Annotated in this window: 13 protein-coding genes and 2 pseudogenes; 1 reads left to right on the forward strand and 14 read right to left on the reverse strand. The window is 40.9% G+C overall.

What is annotated here, in order from left to right; translation table 11 throughout:
• The 14 genes and pseudogenes from F3G91_RS10785 to F3G91_RS01920 all read right to left on the reverse strand — a co-directional run.
• A pseudogene (locus F3G91_RS10785) lies at positions 1-460 on the reverse strand (methyl-accepting chemotaxis protein); the annotation flags it as partial.
• A 579-nt stretch (positions 461-1039) separates the two neighbouring features.
• Positions 1040-1792, reverse strand: a pseudogene (locus F3G91_RS10790) (nitrate- and nitrite sensing domain-containing protein); the annotation flags it as partial.
• A 321-nt stretch (positions 1793-2113) separates the two neighbouring features.
• Entirely contained in the window at positions 2114-4681 is a 2568-nt protein-coding gene (locus F3G91_RS01865) for a molybdopterin-dependent oxidoreductase (RefSeq protein ID WP_149700510.1), read from the reverse strand.
• A gap of 9 nt (positions 4682-4690) precedes the next feature.
• Positions 4691-5266 (reverse strand): cytochrome c, encoded by a 576-nt coding sequence (locus F3G91_RS01870; protein ID WP_002942837.1) that lies wholly within the window; start codon positions 5264-5266, stop codon positions 4691-4693.
• A gap of 98 nt (positions 5267-5364) precedes the next feature.
• Positions 5365-5787, reverse strand: coding sequence for an EamA family transporter (locus tag F3G91_RS01875; RefSeq protein ID WP_149700511.1), 423 nt, complete (start codon positions 5785-5787; stop codon positions 5365-5367).
• A gap of 51 nt (positions 5788-5838) precedes the next feature.
• On the reverse strand, positions 5839-6762 hold the full coding sequence (locus F3G91_RS01880) for a Dyp-type peroxidase (protein ID WP_149700512.1): 924 nt from the start codon (positions 6760-6762) through the stop codon (positions 5839-5841).
• Between the two features lie 23 nt (positions 6763-6785).
• The gene (locus F3G91_RS01885) at positions 6786-7481 is read right to left on the reverse strand and encodes a DUF4230 domain-containing protein (RefSeq protein WP_002942821.1); all 696 of its coding nucleotides are present in this window, start codon (positions 7479-7481) and stop codon (positions 6786-6788) included.
• 56 nt (positions 7482-7537) lie between these two features.
• The gene (locus F3G91_RS01890; RefSeq protein ID WP_149700513.1) at positions 7538-8371 is read right to left on the reverse strand and encodes an MBL fold metallo-hydrolase; all 834 of its coding nucleotides are present in this window, start codon (positions 8369-8371) and stop codon (positions 7538-7540) included.
• A gap of 92 nt (positions 8372-8463) precedes the next feature.
• Positions 8464-9675 (reverse strand): threonine ammonia-lyase, encoded by a 1212-nt coding sequence (gene ilvA / locus F3G91_RS01895; RefSeq protein WP_009293964.1) that lies wholly within the window; start codon positions 9673-9675, stop codon positions 8464-8466.
• Positions 9676-9691: 16 nt separating this feature from the next.
• Positions 9692-10801 (reverse strand): tRNA (uridine(54)-C5)-methyltransferase TrmA, encoded by a 1110-nt coding sequence (trmA, locus tag F3G91_RS01900; protein WP_149700514.1) that lies wholly within the window; start codon positions 10799-10801, stop codon positions 9692-9694.
• Between the two features lie 2 nt (positions 10802-10803).
• Positions 10804-12507 (reverse strand): Na+/H+ antiporter NhaC family protein, encoded by a 1704-nt coding sequence (locus tag F3G91_RS01905; RefSeq protein WP_149700515.1) that lies wholly within the window; start codon positions 12505-12507, stop codon positions 10804-10806.
• Between the two features lie 9 nt (positions 12508-12516).
• On the reverse strand, positions 12517-13263 hold the full coding sequence (locus F3G91_RS01910) for an SDR family NAD(P)-dependent oxidoreductase (RefSeq protein ID WP_149700516.1): 747 nt from the start codon (positions 13261-13263) through the stop codon (positions 12517-12519).
• A gap of 8 nt (positions 13264-13271) precedes the next feature.
• Positions 13272-14483, reverse strand: coding sequence for an ankyrin repeat domain-containing protein (locus tag F3G91_RS01915; protein ID WP_149700517.1), 1212 nt, complete (start codon positions 14481-14483; stop codon positions 13272-13274).
• A gap of 36 nt (positions 14484-14519) precedes the next feature.
• Entirely contained in the window at positions 14520-17105 is a 2586-nt protein-coding gene (locus F3G91_RS01920; RefSeq protein WP_149700518.1) for a bifunctional aconitate hydratase 2/2-methylisocitrate dehydratase, read from the reverse strand.
• Positions 17106-17227: 122 nt separating this feature from the next.
• On the opposite strand from F3G91_RS01920, the gene F3G91_RS01925 reads away from it, so the two are divergent.
• Positions 17228-17686, forward strand: a complete 459-nt coding sequence (locus F3G91_RS01925) for a methylated-DNA--[protein]-cysteine S-methyltransferase (RefSeq protein ID WP_149700519.1) — start codon at positions 17228-17230, stop codon at positions 17684-17686.
• Positions 17687-18381 lie beyond the last annotated feature (695 nt).

The raw sequence follows: 18381 nt of genomic DNA on the forward strand, positions 1-18381 counted from the left end.
TCTCATTTATTGATTGAGCTAGGACATTTGTATTTGCTTCTATCTCACCAAGAGATTTTTGAGTTCTTTCTGCTAGTTTTCTAACTTCATCAGCAACAACTGCAAACCCTCTACCATGCTCTCCTGCACGTGCTGCTTCTATTGCAGCATTAAGAGCTAGTAGGTTTGTTTGATCTGCTATATCTCTAATGATAGTTATGATGTTTTTGATCTCATCACTTTGTCTTATAACATCAGCTGTCTTTTGAGAGATGGCATTCATTGAGCTAGACATTTGTTCAACTGCAGCTGCGCTTTCTTGTAAGCTATTTGCTTGAGTGTTTGCTGAGCTTGCTACTTTAGAAACTGAGCTTGCTAGAAGTTTAGCTTTTTCTTCTAGTACTTGAGCTTGGTTTAGATTGTCATTTAGCATTTTAGATATTTCTATGCCAAGAGAGTTTATACCACTTGCTATCTTACCGTCATCATCAAGTCTTTTTGTAAAGTCTTGGTTTTTATAGGTGTTTAGTAGATCAAGTACATCTTTGCCATTACAAGAGATTGCATTTTTAAGAGCAAGTTGTAGATCTTTAAATGTGCTTTTTAGTTGATTTAGAGCTGGGTTATTTGTGTCTGCTTCTAAGCTTGCTTCATAGTTGCCATCTTTTATCTCATTTACAAAGGTGTTGGCTTTTTGGATGAAGGTGTTTTCGTGCTCTTTTGCCGTCTGGATAACCTCTATATTTTCATTTATAAGCGACGACATGATGCAAATTTCATCTTTACCTTTTAAACTTAGAAGTTTAGCAGAATTTGTCTTGTTGTTTAGATATAAGAAAAACTCGCCAAGCCCGCCCTTTACGCTATCGATACCCGAGATGATATTTTTACCGACAAAAAATGAAACCAAAACAAGCAATAGTATAAAACAGGCAAGCAAAATAACCATAGAAACAGCTAAGTTGCCAGCTTCGCTCATATCTTGCAAAGCTTTATCTTTCATATCATTTAACAAATAAAGCTCATAGTTTCTAAAGCTATCGATCAAATTTGTAATGCTTTGAAACCAGCTAGCCGCTTCGAACTTGCTAGCTGTCTCATCTGGAGTAGCGATAGCACTTTTGATGATATCATCTATCTTTTGAAACTCATCACTTTGCAAGATCTCTTTTTGCAAGCTATCTGCGTATGTGCCTGCGTTAAATTTCACATAGTCATTTATGAGATTTTTGATATTTGCGTTAAATGAAACCAAATTTACGTATGTATTTTTATCGATGTTATGTTTTATAAAGGCAGCATTTAGCACCGCCCTTGTGATACCAAAATACTCTTTGATCTTTGAGATGCTAAAAATTCTAGCCAAGTTATCTTTCATATCAGGCTCAGAACTGCTTGCGAGGGAATTTTCAAATATAAGTGTATTTTCGATCATATCGTGAAATTTAGGAGCTATGAGAGCAAAACTTTCTTTGTTATCTACTTTTGCTCTTATGCTATTAAGCTCGCTTGAAAGTTCATTTTTATTAGAAAGTTTAGACAAAACGCCATCAACTTTAGCTCTTTGCTCTTTTAAATTTTTATCAGAGTCTTTGCCATTAGCTATAAAGCCTGCACTATAACCGCGCTCTTTTTGAAGTTCATGGATAAATTCACTTTGTTTTATGATGTCTTCAGCTGTATTCAGGCTTGATACAGCTTGGCTTCTAGTCTTAAAAACGCCATTTAAAATATAAATACTTGTTGCACTTAAACAAATAAGACTTAAAATTACAATTAGTAGGATCTTTATTTTTATACTTAGATTATTCATTTTTCATTCCTTTGCATTACAAGATACGTTATATTGGCTGTTTCTCCCAAAAACGAAGCGGATTTTATTACTTTAATAATTAAATATAACTTGAAAATATAAATTACATTTAAGCAACAATAAATTTACTTTAATTAGCAAATGCCCTATTTTAGGTGATTTAAGAAAATTTTAATTACAAATAAATAATGTAAATTAATAAAAATTATTCAAATTTTCTCTTAAATTTATGACAATAATTAAATAAATTTGAAAAAGTAGTTAAAGATATTTTATAAGCAAAGATAAATTTAAGCAGGAGATCACTCTCCTGCTTTGAAATTATTTAGAAAATTTTGGCTCAGAAAACGCTGTAAGTTTTGGTGCTTCATCGCCTTGATATTTTCTGATATTTACAAGAGCCGTGTGGCTGATGTTGCCGTTTGCTAGCTTACTTGTTGGGATATCTATGGTTAGCACGTTTGCAGAGCCGTTTTTGCAGATGCCACTATCAAATCCGTCATACCAAGCGCCCTCAGCTAGTTTTACAACGCCCTCTTTGATGTTTTTGGTGACATAAGCACCAGCTAAAACCTCGCCACGAGCGTTAAATACACACACCAAATCACCAGTTTTTACGCCAAGCTCTTTTGCGTCATTTTCGTTTATCCACACTGGCTCGCGGTTAGCGATAGCATACTTGTCACGAAGTGAAGTTTGGCTTAGCTGTGAGTGCAAGCGGTCAGTTGGGTGAGCGCTTATCATGTGGTATTTTGCTGGTTTGTCTTTCATGCCTAGCCACTCGATCGGTTCAAACCAAGTTGGATGCGCTTTGCAGTCGTCATAGCCCATTTTCTCGATCGTATCTGAGTAAATTTCGATAAGGCCACTAGGCGTTCCAAGAGCGTTTAGCACAGGATCTTCTCTAAATTCGCCAAGTCTTACCCAATTATCACTATCTTGAGATGAGGCAAATGTGACTGGTTTGTTTTCATTCCAAAACTCTTCAAATGGCTTCATATCGCTTGCGAGCTCAGGGACGGCCTTTACTTGAGCGTAGGCTGCGTCATAAAATTCTTTGATCCAGTCAAACTCGTCTTTGCCGTTATCTGTGTAGGCGATAGCTAAATTTTTAGCATAAGCCTTGCAAAGGTCAGTGAAAATTTGATAGTCATCTTTCGCTTCGCGGTATTTTTCAACGACTTGTTTCATTGGTACGATGTTCATGTTTGAATAATCACCTGTCATCGTGATGTCGTTTCTCTCATACTCTGTGGTGACTGGGAATACTATATCAGCCATTTTAGCTGTCGGTGTCCAGTAGGCTTCGTGAACGACAACCGTTCTTGGCTTTCTCCACGCTTTTAAATTTGTATTAGTATCTTGGTGATGCACTAGTGGGTTGCCGCCGACCCAGTAGATAAAGTCGATGTCTGGGTAGGTGATCTTTTTGCCGTCATGATCTATCACTTTGCCAGGGTGAAGCAACGCATCAGCGATACGAGCTACTGGGAAAGCGTAGTTGGTTGCTTTTTGTAGCCAGCTTTGACCTGTGCCTGCTACTGCGGCTGCTTTTGCAACGAAGCGACCGTGTTTGTCAAACTCGCCTGTGTCTGTGCCTATAAACTCGCCTTTTTCGTTAAATTTACCCACACTTGCGCTATTTACTCCGCCGATGACTGCGCCCTTGCATGTTGGTGCGCCGCCGTTTGAGTAGTGGTAGCTTAAGCCAAAGCCCCCGCCAGGAAGTCCGATCTGACCGATCATAGCAGCTAGCGTTACCATAGCCCAGTGTGGTTGTTCGCCGTGGTGAGCGCGCTGCATGCCCCAGCCACTCATTAGCATTGTTCGGTTGCTTACAAATGTATCAGCTAGCTCTTTTAAAGTACCTTTGTCGATGCCACAAATTTTACTCGCCCACTCTAAATTTTTAGGAGTGTTGTCTGTCTTGCCAAGTAGATATGGGAGGAATTTATCAAAGCCATAAGTGTAGTTTTCGATAAATTCTTTATCGTATTTGCCACTTTCATATAGGTAGTGCATCATGCCTAGCATCATCGCTGTGTCGGTGTTTGGCACTGGAGCGATCCACTGAGCTTTGTCGAAGTATTGTGCTGTTTCAGATCTGATAGGATCGATAACGATCACTTTGATATCTTTTTTATTTTTTAGCTCTTCAAAGTATTTAAAGCCCTGCTCATCAGTCGCTGTCCAAGCTATGCGAAGAGTAGCTAGTGGGTTTGCGCCCCAGATGACTACGACTTTTGAGTTTTCTAGCACGACTGGCCAGCTAGTTTGCTGCTCATAAACCTCGATGCTACCTACAACGTGAGGCATGATGATCTGACTAGCACCTGTTGAGTAGTCGCCAAGTGAGCCAACAAAACCGCCACTAAGGTTCATAAATCTATGAAGTAAAATTATTGAGTTATGCACATTGCCACTTGACTTCCAGCCGTAGCTACCTGCAAAAACGCTTTGTAAGCCCTTTTGCGCTCTTGTTTTTTTAAGCTCTTTAGCAACTAGCTTGATCGCGTCCTCATAAGGCACCTCGACCCACTCATCGATGCCACGAAGCTCTGGTTTTGGGCTATCTGGGTTTTGCAAGTAGCTCTTTCTTACCATTGTGTGTTTGATACGACTTTTATAGATCATATCTGGTGTGTAGTGCTGAAGTGGGTTGTAAATTTCACTTGTCTTTTGGATAGGCTCTGACTTTACAGCGATGCCGTTTTTAGTTGTCACTTTTAGCATGCCCCAGTGAGCAGCTGTAAGAGTTTCGCCATTTTTTACAACGCCCTTTTTAACCTCATCAGCAAACAAATTTGAAGCTGTTACGCCTGAAAGCAAAGGTGTAGCTGCAAGTGCTGTTGCACCTTTTTTTAGAAAATCTCGTCTGTTCTCGTTCATTTTTTCTCCTTATTTGCCTAAATTTACGTCAGATGAGTGTTTTTGTAGATATTCTATAACTAGCCACTCGTCTTTTTTCTCTATCGCGGTTCTGCCGATCATTGATTTTAGAAGTGACGGCCACTGGTTTGCGTTAAAATGCGTAGTTTGAGGCAACGCATGGCAAACGCCACAGCTCTCTTTATACATCTTATCAGCTTTTGCAAACATCGCATTTACGTCAGTGCTAAAGCCATCTTTTTGAACAAAAACTGTTGTTTCTACCTCGTTCCATTTGCCGTTTTTGCCCTCTTTTATCACTTTGATATCAAAAGGCGCAGTTTTTGCAAATGCTACTGAGATGATCCTCGCTCCATCAGCAAAATAAACTACGTTGCTAACGGCTGGGTTTTGATAGCCTTTTACTTTGATCTGCGCTCTGTCGCCGCTTGTTTGTAAAATTTCAACTGCGTTGGTTGGTAGCAGCCTGCCTATGCTCTTAGCTGAGTTTGCGTCAGCATATACGTCCTTTACGACATCTGTGTAGTTCATACCTGCACCAAATGCAGCACAAGCCACGATGGCTGATAGAATAATTTTTTTCATATTTCTCCCTTCAAAATGAAATCGTTCAAATTCTAGGGGCTTTTTTATTAATTATAAATTAAAATTAAAAATATGCTTTAAGAATAACGCAGAAAAATTTATTTAAAAATGAGTAGAAACACGCCAGATACGATAAGACAGAGGGCTAAAATTTCTTTTAAATTTAGCCTCTCACCAAGAAATATAACAGCCAAAATGATAGCTAGCACAACGCTAAATTTATCAACTAGTGCCACTTGATAGACCTTACCCGCTTGCATCGCTTTAAAATACATAAGCCAAGATAGCCCAGTTGCCATGCCACTTAGTATGAGAAAGAGCCAGTTTTTAGGGCTTAGTGAGCTTAGTGGTTGCCATTTTTTAGCCACGCTTAGAAGTAAAATAAGCATAAAAACGACAACGACCGTTCTTATAAATGTCGCAAAATCGCTGTCGATGTCCTTTACACCAAGCTTTGCAAAGATCGCAGTAAGCGCAGCAAAAACAGCCGAAAGAGCTGCATAGATAAACCACTCTGGCATCTTTATCCTCTTAAATTTAAAGGGGCAAATTTGCTTCGCCACAAGCTAAATTTATCCCTCGTAATCGCCAAGCATATCAAGCGTAGGAGCAAAAAAGAGAGCCCCAGTCACTGGCGTACTAAAGTCAAGCAGCCTATCTGAGTTGCCTTTTGGCTCGCCGATAAACATCTTTTTAAGCATAAGTTCAACCGTTGAAAAGGTGCTAGCATAAGCGATGAAGTAAGTGCCTGTTTTGCTACCTTCAGTAAATGGCATATTGCCACGCACGACCTTTTTATCGTCGCCTACATTTGCAGCAGCTGAGTGTGAATTTGTAGGTTTTACGCTCTCGTCCATCTCAATGTCATACTCTTTTGAGCGGCCTATAACTTTTTCCTGCTCGCTCACGCTTGTGGCGTTCCACTCTTGCATTTTATGGAAGTATTTTTGCACAAAAACGTAGCTACCGCCTTTAAATTTAGCATCCTCTTTGCCAACTTTTGCAAAGTGGTCTCTATCTTCACCATCAGGATTTTCAGTGCCATCGACAAAGCCAATTATCGCTCTGCCGTCGTGGTACTTAAAGCCTTGAGTCTCATCTGTAAGCTCTGCAAATTTAAACAAAACTTCTTTGATATTTTGCGCCATGTCAAAGCAGTCAGCCGCATTTAGCGCGCGGATATGGATGTGGATATCGCCCTTTGTGCTAACGGCTTCATGTTTATCGCCTTTGATCGCTTTAAAATTTACAAGCTCTTTTGGCAATTCTTTCGAAATTTCAAGCTTTTTCCAAGCATCATGACCCACGCCAAGGACGCAATTTACATTTTCATTTGCGCCAAATCTAACTTTGGCAGTTTTATTTAAATTTACAACCAAAGCACAAAGCTTAGCAAAGCCCTCTTTACATGCCTTTTTGTCGCCTTTTAAGACCCATGTTTGAAAGACTGTGTTGTTACCAGGTGTTTGTGTGACCTCTTGTGAATTTACACTCATTTTTTCTCCTTTAAATTTAATTTTTATGCGATATTTTCTAAATTTAATTGCTCGTTGATCTGCTCGTCGCTATCATCAAAGACAAACTCGACCTTATTTGCACCAAAGCTCTTAGCTATCGCCTCAAGCGTGTCGCGAGCTGATTTGTGGATTTTGCTTTGAAGCTGCGAGATAAGGCGAACGCTCATCTTTTTCACTTCGTTTCTAGCCTCTTCGATTAGCCTATTTTTATCTTCTTCTGTAAAAGTGCTACCAAAAAAGCCATTTAGCGAGTCAGGCAGTAAAAATGGTATAAATTTGCCGTTTTTCTCATCATAAAATTTCATATCTGCGATTGAAAATTTATACTTACATGGGGGCATTTTTATCTTATAGCTAGAGTTTGCGATCTGCATGATCTCGAGCTTTGGGCTAGTTAGATCGTAGATGAAATTTATCTCAAACTCAAATATCATCGAAAGCTTCTTTTCACTCACTAGCCACCTTAGATACTCTTTGCCAAAATTTCCAAACGCATGATCTGTCTTTGTGACGATCTCTTTGCTATAAACTTGAAAAACAGATAGTTCGCCGATGCTTTTTAGCTGCGAAATTTCAGTGCTTACTGAGACATTTTCGCTATCGTCTTTTGCCTTTTTTAGCGCCTTGTTTGACCTATAAAATGCAAATGCCAAAATAGCTAGCAAGATAGCTAATATCAAATTTGCGTATTCGCTCATATTTTCTCCTTTAAAGCCCGCATTTTATCCTAAATTTGTAAAGCAAAAGAAATTTATCACTCTGGCAAGGTGATAGGGCTCTTATAAGGCATGTGAGCTCCCACTATCTTAGTAGTCTCGTCCTCCAAGCCATCAAGCACCTTTTCTCTTGTTTTGGCAGCTTGCGCTGGATCTACATCATAAGTGATAGATATGCTTGGCTCGACCTCTTGCACTGCTAGGACGTGAAGAAGGTCGGCTATAAATATGATCTTGTCGTTATCTGCCTCAAAGCTTATCATGTTGTGCCCTGGAGTGTGGCCGTAAGCTGGGATAGCCATGATCTTTAGTGCCCCGTTAAATAGCGGCTTTTTATGGTCAAAAAAACTCTTATCATCCTTATAAAGCGATAAAATTTCTTTTATCCTCTCATCTTTGCCCTTCATCCAGTAGTCCCACTCCTTTTCATCTATAAAAAGCTTGGCGTTTTTAAATGTCTTTTTGCCACCATCTATGAGCCCACCTATGTGATCAGGATGAGCGTGCGTGATGATGACGTAGGTTAGATCCTCTGGCTTTATATTGCCAAAAGTTTGCAGATCATACTTTAAAACCTCCAAGCTATCTTCATAGCCGCTATCTATGAGCGCTGTGTAGTCATCGCACTTTGCAAACATTACGTTGTGTTTATTTGGTAAATTTTTAGTATTTGCCACAAGCTCTTTTTGTGCCTCATCTTTGGCTATTAGCTTATCTACTGGCGCGTCAGTCGTCTTTAGTGAAAATACATAAAGATTGCATCCACCCATAGATCCTATCCATACTTGATCGTTTTGTTTGCTAACCGCCTCATCATCGGCACAAAAAGCCAAAGTGCAAAACAACGCAAGACTTAATAAACTCTTTTTCATATCCCATCCTTGAATAAATTTGCGAAATTTTAGTCCTGTAAATTTAATGAAAGTTAATGCTCGCTACTTTAAAAGGTAGCGAGCTTATAAATTTAGAATAGTTGAGTGAAAGAAAAGCCGTTTTTATTAAGCGTATCTTTGATCTTTTCTTGATGCTCAAGACCCTTTGTCTCAAGCGTGATAGTGATGCTTGCATCGCCGTAGTCAAGCTTAGTAGAGAAGCGGTCGTAGTCGATCTTGACGATATTTGCATTTGCTGATTTAAGGCTATCAGTTAGGCTCATTAGCGCTCCTGGCTTATCTACAAGTGTGATTTGCAAGGTCATCTTGCGGTGAGACTTGATAAGACCCTTTTCAATGATGATAGAAAGCACCTGAACATCGATATTTCCGCCACTTAGCACCACGCCTATCTTTGCACCTTTTTTAAATTTGATCTTATCATGCATAAGTGCTGCCACGCCAGCTGCGCCAGCTCCCTCAACGACGATCTTTTGCGTCTCCAATAAAAATAAAATCGCAGTTGCGATCTCCTCATCATCGACCTGAACAAACTCATCCACGCACTCAACGATATTTTTAAGCGTGATCTCGCTCGCATCACGCACAGCGATGCCATCAGCTATGGTGCGAACCGACTTTGAGTTTATGCTCTTTTTAGCGCCGTAGCTGTTAAACATCGCTGGAGCGCCCTTTGCGCCGACACAAACGACTTTAGTTTTTGGATTAACTTGTTTTATACAGCTTGCCACGCCGCTAGCTAGACCACCACCACCAACTGGCACTACAACCATATCAAGGTCGCTTATCTCATCAAGCATCTCAAGACCCACAGTGCCCTGCCCTGCCATGACGTACTCATCGTTAAATGGATGAACAAAGGTCATATCTTTTTCTTTGGCGTAATTTACTGCAAATTCATACGCCTCATCAAAGTTATCACCTTTTAAGATCACTTCAGCGCCAAGATCCTTTGTGCCAGCTACCTTTAGAAGTGGGGTTGATTCTGGCATGACGATGCAAGCATGCACGCCAAATTCTTTTGCACTTATCGCCACGCCTTGAGCGTGATTGCCAGCGCTTGCAGCCACGACGCCACGTTTTCGCTCCTCCTCGCTTAGGCTAGCTATTTTATTGTAAGCGCCTCTTATCTTGTAAGCACCGGTTCGTTGTAAATTTTCCTCTTTCAGATAGACATTTGCGCCTAAAATTTTGCTAAGTTTTGCACTTAGCGCAAACGGAGTTTTATTTACAAAGTGACCGATCGTTATCTTTGCTTGGATTATTTTGTTTAATGAAACCATTTTTTAAATTTTCCTTTTAAAATTTATCTTTTGCCTCTAGTAACACGCCACACTCGATGTGATGAGTGTTGGCAAACTGATCAAAGAGCGCAAATTTTATCACTTTATGGCTTTTAGTAAGCTCATTTAGATTTTCTTGTAATGTCTCTGGATTGCACGAGATGTAGATGATGTTTTTGAAATTTCTAATGAAATTTATGACACTCTCACTTAGCCCAGCGCGAGGCGGATCAACAAGGACATGTGAGAAGTTAAAGTCGCTTAAGCTTATATCTTTTAGCCTATTAAACTCCCTAACACCAGCAAATGCACTCATTAGCTCATCAGCGTCCATGCGTAAAAATTTGATATTTTCTGCCCCGTTTAGCTCGCAGTTTTTAAGGGCATTTGCGATCGAGCTTTTTGAAATTTCAGTGGCAAGAACGTTTTTAAATTTAAACGAAAGCGGGATAGTAAAATTCCCATGTCCGCAGTAAAGCTCCAGTAGGTCAGCGCCACTTTGCACGCACTCTTTTGCCCAAGCTATCATCTTCTCATTTACCGCTTTATTTGGCTGGATAAAGGCATTTTCACTTAGGCTAAATTTATAAATTTGCCCATCAACATTTAGCTCATCAACTAAATTTAGCTCGCCACTTAGCAGCTTTTGACCGCGAGATCTAGCTAGGATCATGACATAAAGCTTGCTAGCTAGTTTTTTCATCGCCACTTCAAACTCACTATCAAGCTTTTTGTGATAAAGAAGCGTGACTAATGTGCCGCTTTTACAGGCGATAAACTCCACTCCAAAGAGCTTTGTGCGTAAAATTTCATCATCTTGCAAGCTCTCAAGTAGCCTTGGCATGAGATGTGAAATTTGCTCACAAACCTTTGGGCACTCAGCTACAAAGACCTTTTTGCCCTTTTGGCTTGCGTGCATCGTATAGCTAAGCTTGCTACCCTCGTGCCAGATGCCAAACTCAGCCCTCGTGCGGTAGTGCTTTGGGCTTGAGCTAAAAACATCAAATTTGCCCTCATAAAAGTGGGAGAAATTTTGCTTGATAAGATCAGATTTAAATGAAATTTGCTCACTATAAGGGGTAAAAAGAGTGCATGATCCGCACTCTTTTAGGTATTTGCAGTCCAAATTTATGCCGCTTTCTCTTCGACTTTTTTACCGGCAAATCTAACCAAAGCCCAGATCGCTAAAAATCCGCAAGGAAGTGCGATCCAAACGCTAAGACCAAGTGCGACAGGCAAGTAGCCAACAAGCACACAAACCGCACAAACGCTAAGTGCGTAGATCATCTGCGTTGAGACGTGATCGATGTGGCTACATCCTGCGCCCATTGATGAAAGTATCGTAGTATCAGAGATCGGCGAGCAGTGATCACCAAAGATAGCGCCAGTTAGAACGCTTGAGATATTTACGATCATATAAGCATGCATCGCATCGCCATCTAAGCCGTAGTTTTTGCCCACTGCGTAAGCTAGCGGGATAGCAAGAGGCATCAAAATGCCCATCGTGCCGTAGCTTGTGCCAGTTGAGAAGCTGATAAATGAGCCAAGGATGAAAACAGCCACAGGCAGGATAAATTTAGGCGTTGAGTCACTTAGTAGATCGACCAAATATCTTGAGGTGCCAAGCTCTTTGATAACCGCGCTAAGGCTCCATGCAAGAAGCAAGATGACAACCGTGATAATCATAGTTTTCCAGCCCTTCACCCATGTGCTAATAGCCTCTTTGACATCAAAAATTTTGCGCCAAACGCCCATGACGATAGCTACTATACTAGCAAGTAGCGCTGCTTGAAATAGCGATGTAGCAGAGTCAGCTGCGCCAAAAGTATCTTTAAATGTTGAAAAAGAAAGTGGATTTGCAAGTGCATTTTTAAGAGTATCGCCCTCAAGCGCAGCAAGACCACTAAAATAAAAGCTAGTAAATGCGCCGATAACTAGCACAAGAAGCGGCACGATAGCATTTGAAGCGCTTAGTTTTACGCCCTCTTTTGGCTCAAGAGTCTTATCTTCAAGGTCTTGAATTTGAGTTTTGCCAGAGTGAAGCTCGCCCTTTCTAGCGCGTCTCTCAGCTGCTAGCATAGGACCATACTCACGCTGCATCAAGACAGTGCAGACGATGAAAAACAATATAAAAAGGTTGTAAAATCTATATGGAATGGTCTCGATAAATATAGAATAAGCGTTTATGCCTGTCTCGCCGATTAGCTCGTAGCCCTTTTCGATGAGCGAAACCTCAAGTCCGACCCATGTAGAGATGATAGCGATACCAGCGATCGGTGCAGCCGTAGCGTCGATGATGAAGGCTAGCTTTTCGCGGCTTATTTTAAATTTATCGCTTATTGGCCTCATGATAGGGCCAACAATTAGGGCGTTTGCATAGTCATCGAAAAATACAAAGATACCCATAAGCCAAGTTGAAATTTGAGCTGAGACGCCAGTTTTTGCCTTTTTGCTAAGCCAAAGAGCAACCGCCTTTGTGCCGCCCATCTTTGTGATAAGTGCGACCACGCCACCTATACAAAGCACTTGAAGCAAGATGCCAGCATCAGTGCTATCAGCCATCGACTCAACCACTCTTGAAACGATGCCTGTAAAGCCTTTTACGATGCCCATAAAGACGTTTTCATTGATGATATTTATGAGAAACGTTCCGCTAAAAACACCGATAAATAGCGACAATATAACGTCTTTTGTGATAAAAGCAAGTGCTATTGCCACAACAGGCGGTATAAGCGTGAAAACGCCGTAAATTTGTGCGTTTCTTTTGGCGACTTCTGGATCAACTCCAAAAAGCGCGACACTAAAAAATAGTAATAATAAAATTTGTCTCACAAGAACTCCTTAAAATTTTTCTATCGCAAGTCCAGCCCAAGTCTGCGTGTTCGCCATGACTTCGACCCTGTTTATATTGACACTCCCAGGCATATTTAGGCAGTTAAGCAAAATAGTCGCGATATCCTCAGACGTGATGAAATTTGTATTTTCATAAAGACTATCCGCCTTTGCCTTATCTCCTCTAAATCTAACCTCGCTAAATTCAGTCTTGCAAAGCCCTGGCTCGATGTTTGTCACCCTGATATTTGTGCCAACTAGATCGTTTCTTAAATTTAGACTAAACTGCTTTACAAAGGCCTTTGTAGCGCCATAAACGTTACTTCCAGGATATGGCCACGAGCCAGCTGTTGAGCCTAGATTAAAGATATAGCCCTTTTCTTGCTTGTAAAGTAGCGGTAAAACAGCCTTTGTAGAGTAGATAAGACCCTTTACGTTTGTATCTATCATCGCCTCAAAGTCCTCCACCTTCGCATCTATCGTCTTTTCAAGTCCAAGCGCCATGCCAGCGTTGTTTACAAGCACTTCGATATCCTTAAATTTATCAGGCAAGCTATCAACTGCGTCAAAAACAGCCTTTTTATCACGTATGTCAGCTACGATGATGTGAGTATCGCCAAGCTCATTTGCTAGCTTTTTTAGCCTATCTTCGCGCCTTGCAAGAGCGACTATCTTGTAGCCCTCTTTTGAGAGTCTTCTAGCGATCGCCTCGCCAAAGCCAGATGTCGCACCTGTCACAAAAGCTGTTTTTTTCATGGTTTTTCCTAATTGAAATTTGGTTTTAAACCCAAATTTTCTAAAAATTTGATCGTATTCTCGTTTTGCTCTTTCAAGGCGTAGTCAAGCGCGTTAAATCCCGCATCATCAGTTGCGTTCATATCAGCGCCGCTATCTATCAAAAGCTTTAAAATTTCAGGCGTTGCGTGAGCTGCTGCGTGCATAAAAACGCTTCTATTTGTATGCTCTAGGCCGCACGTATCTTCAACCTGCGCTTGACCAAAATTTATCATATTCATCTTGGTATTTTCATCTATGTAGCTCTCGTTCGCATTTGCCCCGCTCTTTAGTAAAAGCTCGCAAAGCGCCCTGTCATCAAACTGCACAGCGTAAAAAAGCGCACTTTTTCCAAAGAAATTTTTGTGATTTACATCAGCTCTATTTTTAAGTAAAATTTTTACATTTTCTAAATTTTTAAGAGCAAAAAATAGCGGCGTCTCATCGCCTAAATTTACGTCAGCCCCGCGCCTGATGATCTCTTCTATCATCTCGCTACTTTTGTCATTTAATAGCGCTATATCAAGTAAATTTGTAAGTTCTGCGGTGGTGAAATTTTTAGAATAAAGCAAATTTGCAAGCTCGTCTTGACTTAGCTTTTGAGCCATCACCTTTTGTTCTGGGGTTAAAATTTTAGCTTTATTTACATTTTTGCCGACACTAAAGCTTAAAAACTCATTTATCACGCTAGTTGCGTAGTAAGCGGCACTTGCACTATCAACGCCCAAAGCTTCATAAAATTTAACCAGCGGAGTTTGAGCGTTTTTATAAGCTTCGCTGAATTTTTTATATTTTAAAAAGTTAAACAAGCTCTCATTCGCCCAGTATCTAAAGTACTCCATCTGAGCGTCTTTTTGAGCCTCAGCCGCTTCTGGCTTTGCAAGCTCTTTTTGGTAGATTTCAGGAGCAAACGAGGCTTTTAGCAAGATCCATCTAAATTTATTTAAATTTTCTCTATAAACGCCCTCGCCAACGCAGCTTTGAGACTCGCTCCTCACAGCCACACTCGCATCAAAAAGCTCTTTTACCTCTTTTAAATTTAAAAGCGAGCCATCGCAATAAAATAGCCCTTCATTCGCATAAGCAAGCTCGTTTGGAGTAGTTTTAAAGCTCTCTTTTTTAGCAAGGTCACTGCACTCTAATGCATGCAAATTTACAAAAAGAAAACTGCTAAAAAAGAGAAAAAAAGCTACTTTTTTCATCAAAGCTCCTTAAAATTTCGCGATATTGTAACAAATTTATATACTAAACTCGCTTATTTCATTAAAATTTAGGTATTTATAAATTTGATCTTTGTTTAAACTAAGACTATCTCTTACTATCTTTTTATACTCACTAACGCTTGGCAAACGCCTTAGTAGCGCGCATACAGCGGCCAGCTCGGCACTTCCTAGATAGACCTTTGCGCCCATACCCATTCTGTTGTCAAAATTTCTTGTCGATGTCGAAAAAACAACGGCATTGTCATTTACTCTTGCTTGATTACCCATGCAAAGCGAGCAGCCTGGCACCTCTGTCCTAGCATTTAACCTCTTAAATATCTCATAAACGCCCTCATCTTCAAGCGTCTTTTTATCCATTTTAGTTGGCGGCGCGATCCAAAGCCTAGTAGTAAGCTTGCTCTCACGCTCTAATATCCTAGCAAGCGCCCTATAGTGGCCGATATTTGTCATACAGCTACCCACAAAGACCTCGTCGATATCGTGCGCTCTTTTGCTATCAGCTAAAATTTCACTTAGCGTCGCCACGTCGTCTGGGTCGTTTGGACAGGCCAAAATCGGCTCATCTATCTGCGACAAATCAATCTCTAAAATTTCAGCGTATCTTGCGTCCTTATCGGCTCTTAAAAGAGTTGGGTTTTCTAGCCACTTTTGCATCTTCTCTTTTCGCCTCGCAAGCGTTTCGTGGCTCTCATATCCTGCTTTTATCATAGCTTCAATTAGCGCAACGTTTGAGCGAACGTACTCAGTGACGCTAGCCTCGCTTAAATTTACCACACAAGCCGCCGCCGAGCGCTCAGCCGAAGCGTCACTTAGCTCAAATGCCTGCTCCACTTTTAGGCTCTCAAGCCCTTCTATCTCTAAAATTTTGCCCGCAAAAATGTTCTTTTTATCTTTCTTCTCAACGCTTAAAAGCCCTTTTTTGATAGCAAAATAAGGTATCGCATTGACAAGATCACGAAGCGTCACGCCCTCTTTTAGCTCGCCTTTAAATTTGATCAAAACTGACTCTGGCATATTTAGTGGCATCATGCCAAGCACCGCTGCAAACGCCACTAGGCCACTGCCTGCTGGAAAGCTGATACCAATAGGAAATCTCGTGTGACTATCGCCTCCAGTGCCCACCGTGTCAGGCAAGACCATGCGGTTTAGCCACGAGTGGATGACTCCATCACCTGGTTTTAAGCTAACTCCACCACGAAGCGTCATAAATTTAGGTAGGCTCTTTTGCATCTCAAGGTCGCTTGGCTTTGGATAAGCAGCCGTGTGGCAAAAGCTTTGCAAGACAAAATCCGCCCCAAAACTAAGGCTAGCAAGCTCTTTTATCTCATCTCTAGTCATGGGCCCAGTGGTATCTTGCGAGCCAACGGTCAAAATTTCAGGCTCCACGTATGCCCCAGCTCTCACGCCAGCCTTGCCGCAAGCCTTGCCGACCATCTTTTGAGCGAGTGTATAGCCACCGCCTAGCTCTTTTGGCTGATCTGGCTTTATGAAAATTTGCTCCTCGCCAAGTCCCAAGGCCTCTCTAGCCTTTTTGGTCACTTGCCTACCTATCATCAAAGGTATCCTGCCGCCTGCTCTTATCTCGTCGCTTAGGGTGTTTGGGCTAAGTTTAAAATTTGCCACGAGCTTTTTCTCGCTGCCTGCAAGCTTATAAATTTCGCCTTTAAATGGATAAATCTCTATCTCATCGCCCATTTCTAGCTCATTTACGTTTGCAACTATCGGCAGTGCGCCACTATCTTCAGCGGTGTTAAAAAATATCGGAGCTATGGTTGTGCCGATCACGATGCCACCCGTTTTTTTGTTTGGCACGCCCTCTATCTCATCGCCAAGATGCCACTGGATAGAGTTTATACCGCTCTTTCTACTGCTGCCAGTGCCGACCACGTCGCCAACATACGCCACGCTCTTGCCAAGGCTTTTTAGCTCTTTTAGGATTTCTAGCCCCTCAGGCATCTTTTTAACGAGCATCGCCTTTGCATGAAGCGATATGTCAGCCCTTGTGTAGGCTTCGCTTGCAGGGCTTAGATCATCAGTATTTGTCTCGCCAGGCACCTTAAAAACCACTGCCTTTATGCACTCATCAAGCGGCTTTTTGTGCGCAAACCACTCAGCGTTTGCCCAAGAAAGAAGCACCTCTTTTGCAAATTTATTGCTATTGGCTAGCTTTGCGATCTCGTCAAAATGCTCATGCACCAAAATGATGTTTTTTAACTCATTTGCCGCAGCTTGCGCGATAGTTTCATCGCTATTTTTAAGCGCTCGCACCAAAATTTCTACGTTGTAACCGCCAAGCATCTTGCCTAAGATTTTAATGGCACGAACTGCATCAAGCCCGTCTATTTTAAGCCCATCTATCACCTCGCCAAGAAATTCTGCCTTTATCTTTGCCGCATCATCAACACCTGGATTTACGCGATTTGCGAGTAAATTTATAAGAAATTTTAGATCGTTTTGCGCCTTTTCATCGCCACTAGAGTTGCCAGCAAGTCTCATTAGCTCGCAAATTTCGCTTGTTTGCTTGGCATTTAGCGCAAGCGGTGGCACGCCCTCTTTTTCTCGCTCACTCACGTGTTTTTCGTAGTCGGTAAAAAAGCTCATAAATTTCCTTTGTGATTTTGCTCGTTTTTAGTCCAAAACCGCTGATTTTGCTTGCATTTTATCAAAAAGCAAAACAATCTAAAGTAAAATTTGCCCAAAATTTCAAATTTCAAGGAGCAAATGTGTCAAAAGCCTACCTAAAATCGCCCATTGGAATTTTAGAGATCGTCGCTAATGAAAATGGAATTTGTGAGATAAATTTTGTAGATAAATTTGAAAAAGTAGCGGTAAAAGATGAAAATTTAAAGCTTTGTTTAGATGAACTAGAGGCTTATTTTAACGGAGAGCTTAAAAAATTTAGCGTTAGACTTGATGTAAAAACGACCAAATTTAGAGCTAAAATTTATGACGTTTTACAAAAAGTGCCATACGGCGAAACGACCACATACGCAGCTCTTGCACTTGCTGCAGGTCATAAAAACGCTTACCGAGCAGCTGGATCTGCAAATGCCAAAAACCCAGTGCCTATCATTATCCCCTGCCACAGAGTGCTCTCTCACAGCGGCCTTGGTGGCTACTCAGGCGGCGAAGGCCTGCCAACTAAAATTTGGCTACTAGAGCACGAAGCAAAGCATAAATAGCTAAAAATTTAAATTTGACCTTCAAAAGTTTTCATTAAATTTTAAACTTTCACTCACTCCTAAGAATTGACTACTAAAATTTGGCTTCGCTTGCAGCTTAGCTCAAATTTTAGAGCCGAAATTACTCGTTCATGAAATTTTAAAATTTGCGAAAACTTACTTGATAGCAAAACGCATGCGGCACGATAGTGCTATCGCATGCACTTCTAACGTGCGAGGGGTTTGGAGGATTTAAAAAGGGGGATAAGGGGACGGCCTCGTAACTCGAGTCCCCTTGTCTCCCTTTTGAATAAAAGAACCTAAAAAATAAAGTCTGTATTTTAAAGAATAGAAATTTACTATCGCACAAATTTTAAAATTCCATTCACTCGCAAGAATTGACTACTGATTTTAGGTCTCGCAAAGCTTGCCACTAAAATCAGAGCCGAAATTACTCGTTCATGAAATTTTAAAATTTGCCTGACTTTCTATTGCACAAAACGCATGCAATTGCGCTAAAGCACCGCATGCATTTTTGTTTAAGCTTTTTGATTATTAAATTTAAAGCAGTTGGATAAAAATTAAATTTAAAAATATTAAAATTCCAACCCAGTCTAAACTAGGTTGGAATTTATGAAGATTGATGAAGTAGTTTGATTAAAATTTATTCTTTCTTACTTCACTTACTATTGTCTTGGCCATGTTATCAACATCGC

Origin of the sequence: Campylobacter concisus, assembly GCF_902460715.1 — a bacterium.
GTDB lineage: Bacteria > Campylobacterota > Campylobacteria > Campylobacterales > Campylobacteraceae > Campylobacter_A > Campylobacter_A concisus_AK.

Bases quoted from the DNA above. Each gene is read 5' to 3' on its own strand.
- F3G91_RS01885 (WP_002942821.1), bottom strand. From the start codon at position 7,481: ATGAGCGAATACGCAAATTTGATATTAGCTATCTTGCTAGCTATTTTG.
- ilvA (WP_009293964.1), bottom strand. From the start codon at position 9,675: ATGGTTTCATTAAACAAAATAATCCAAGCAAAGATAACGATCGGTCAC.
- F3G91_RS01880 (WP_149700512.1), bottom strand. From the start codon at position 6,762: ATGAGTGTAAATTCACAAGAGGTCACACAAACACCTGGTAACAACACA.
- F3G91_RS01870 (WP_002942837.1), bottom strand. From the start codon at position 5,266: ATGAAAAAAATTATTCTATCAGCCATCGTGGCTTGTGCTGCATTTGGT.
- F3G91_RS01910 (WP_149700516.1), bottom strand. From the start codon at position 13,263: ATGAAAAAAACAGCTTTTGTGACAGGTGCGACATCTGGCTTTGGCGAG.
- F3G91_RS01865 (WP_149700510.1), bottom strand. From the start codon at position 4,681: ATGAACGAGAACAGACGAGATTTTCTAAAAAAAGGTGCAACAGCACTT.
- F3G91_RS01920 (WP_149700518.1), bottom strand. From the start codon at position 17,105: ATGAGCTTTTTTACCGACTACGAAAAACACGTGAGTGAGCGAGAAAAA.
- F3G91_RS01915 (WP_149700517.1), bottom strand. From the start codon at position 14,483: ATGAAAAAAGTAGCTTTTTTTCTCTTTTTTAGCAGTTTTCTTTTTGTA.
- F3G91_RS01890 (WP_149700513.1), bottom strand. From the start codon at position 8,371: ATGAAAAAGAGTTTATTAAGTCTTGCGTTGTTTTGCACTTTGGCTTTT.
- F3G91_RS01875 (WP_149700511.1), bottom strand. From the start codon at position 5,787: ATGCCAGAGTGGTTTATCTATGCAGCTCTTTCGGCTGTTTTTGCTGCG.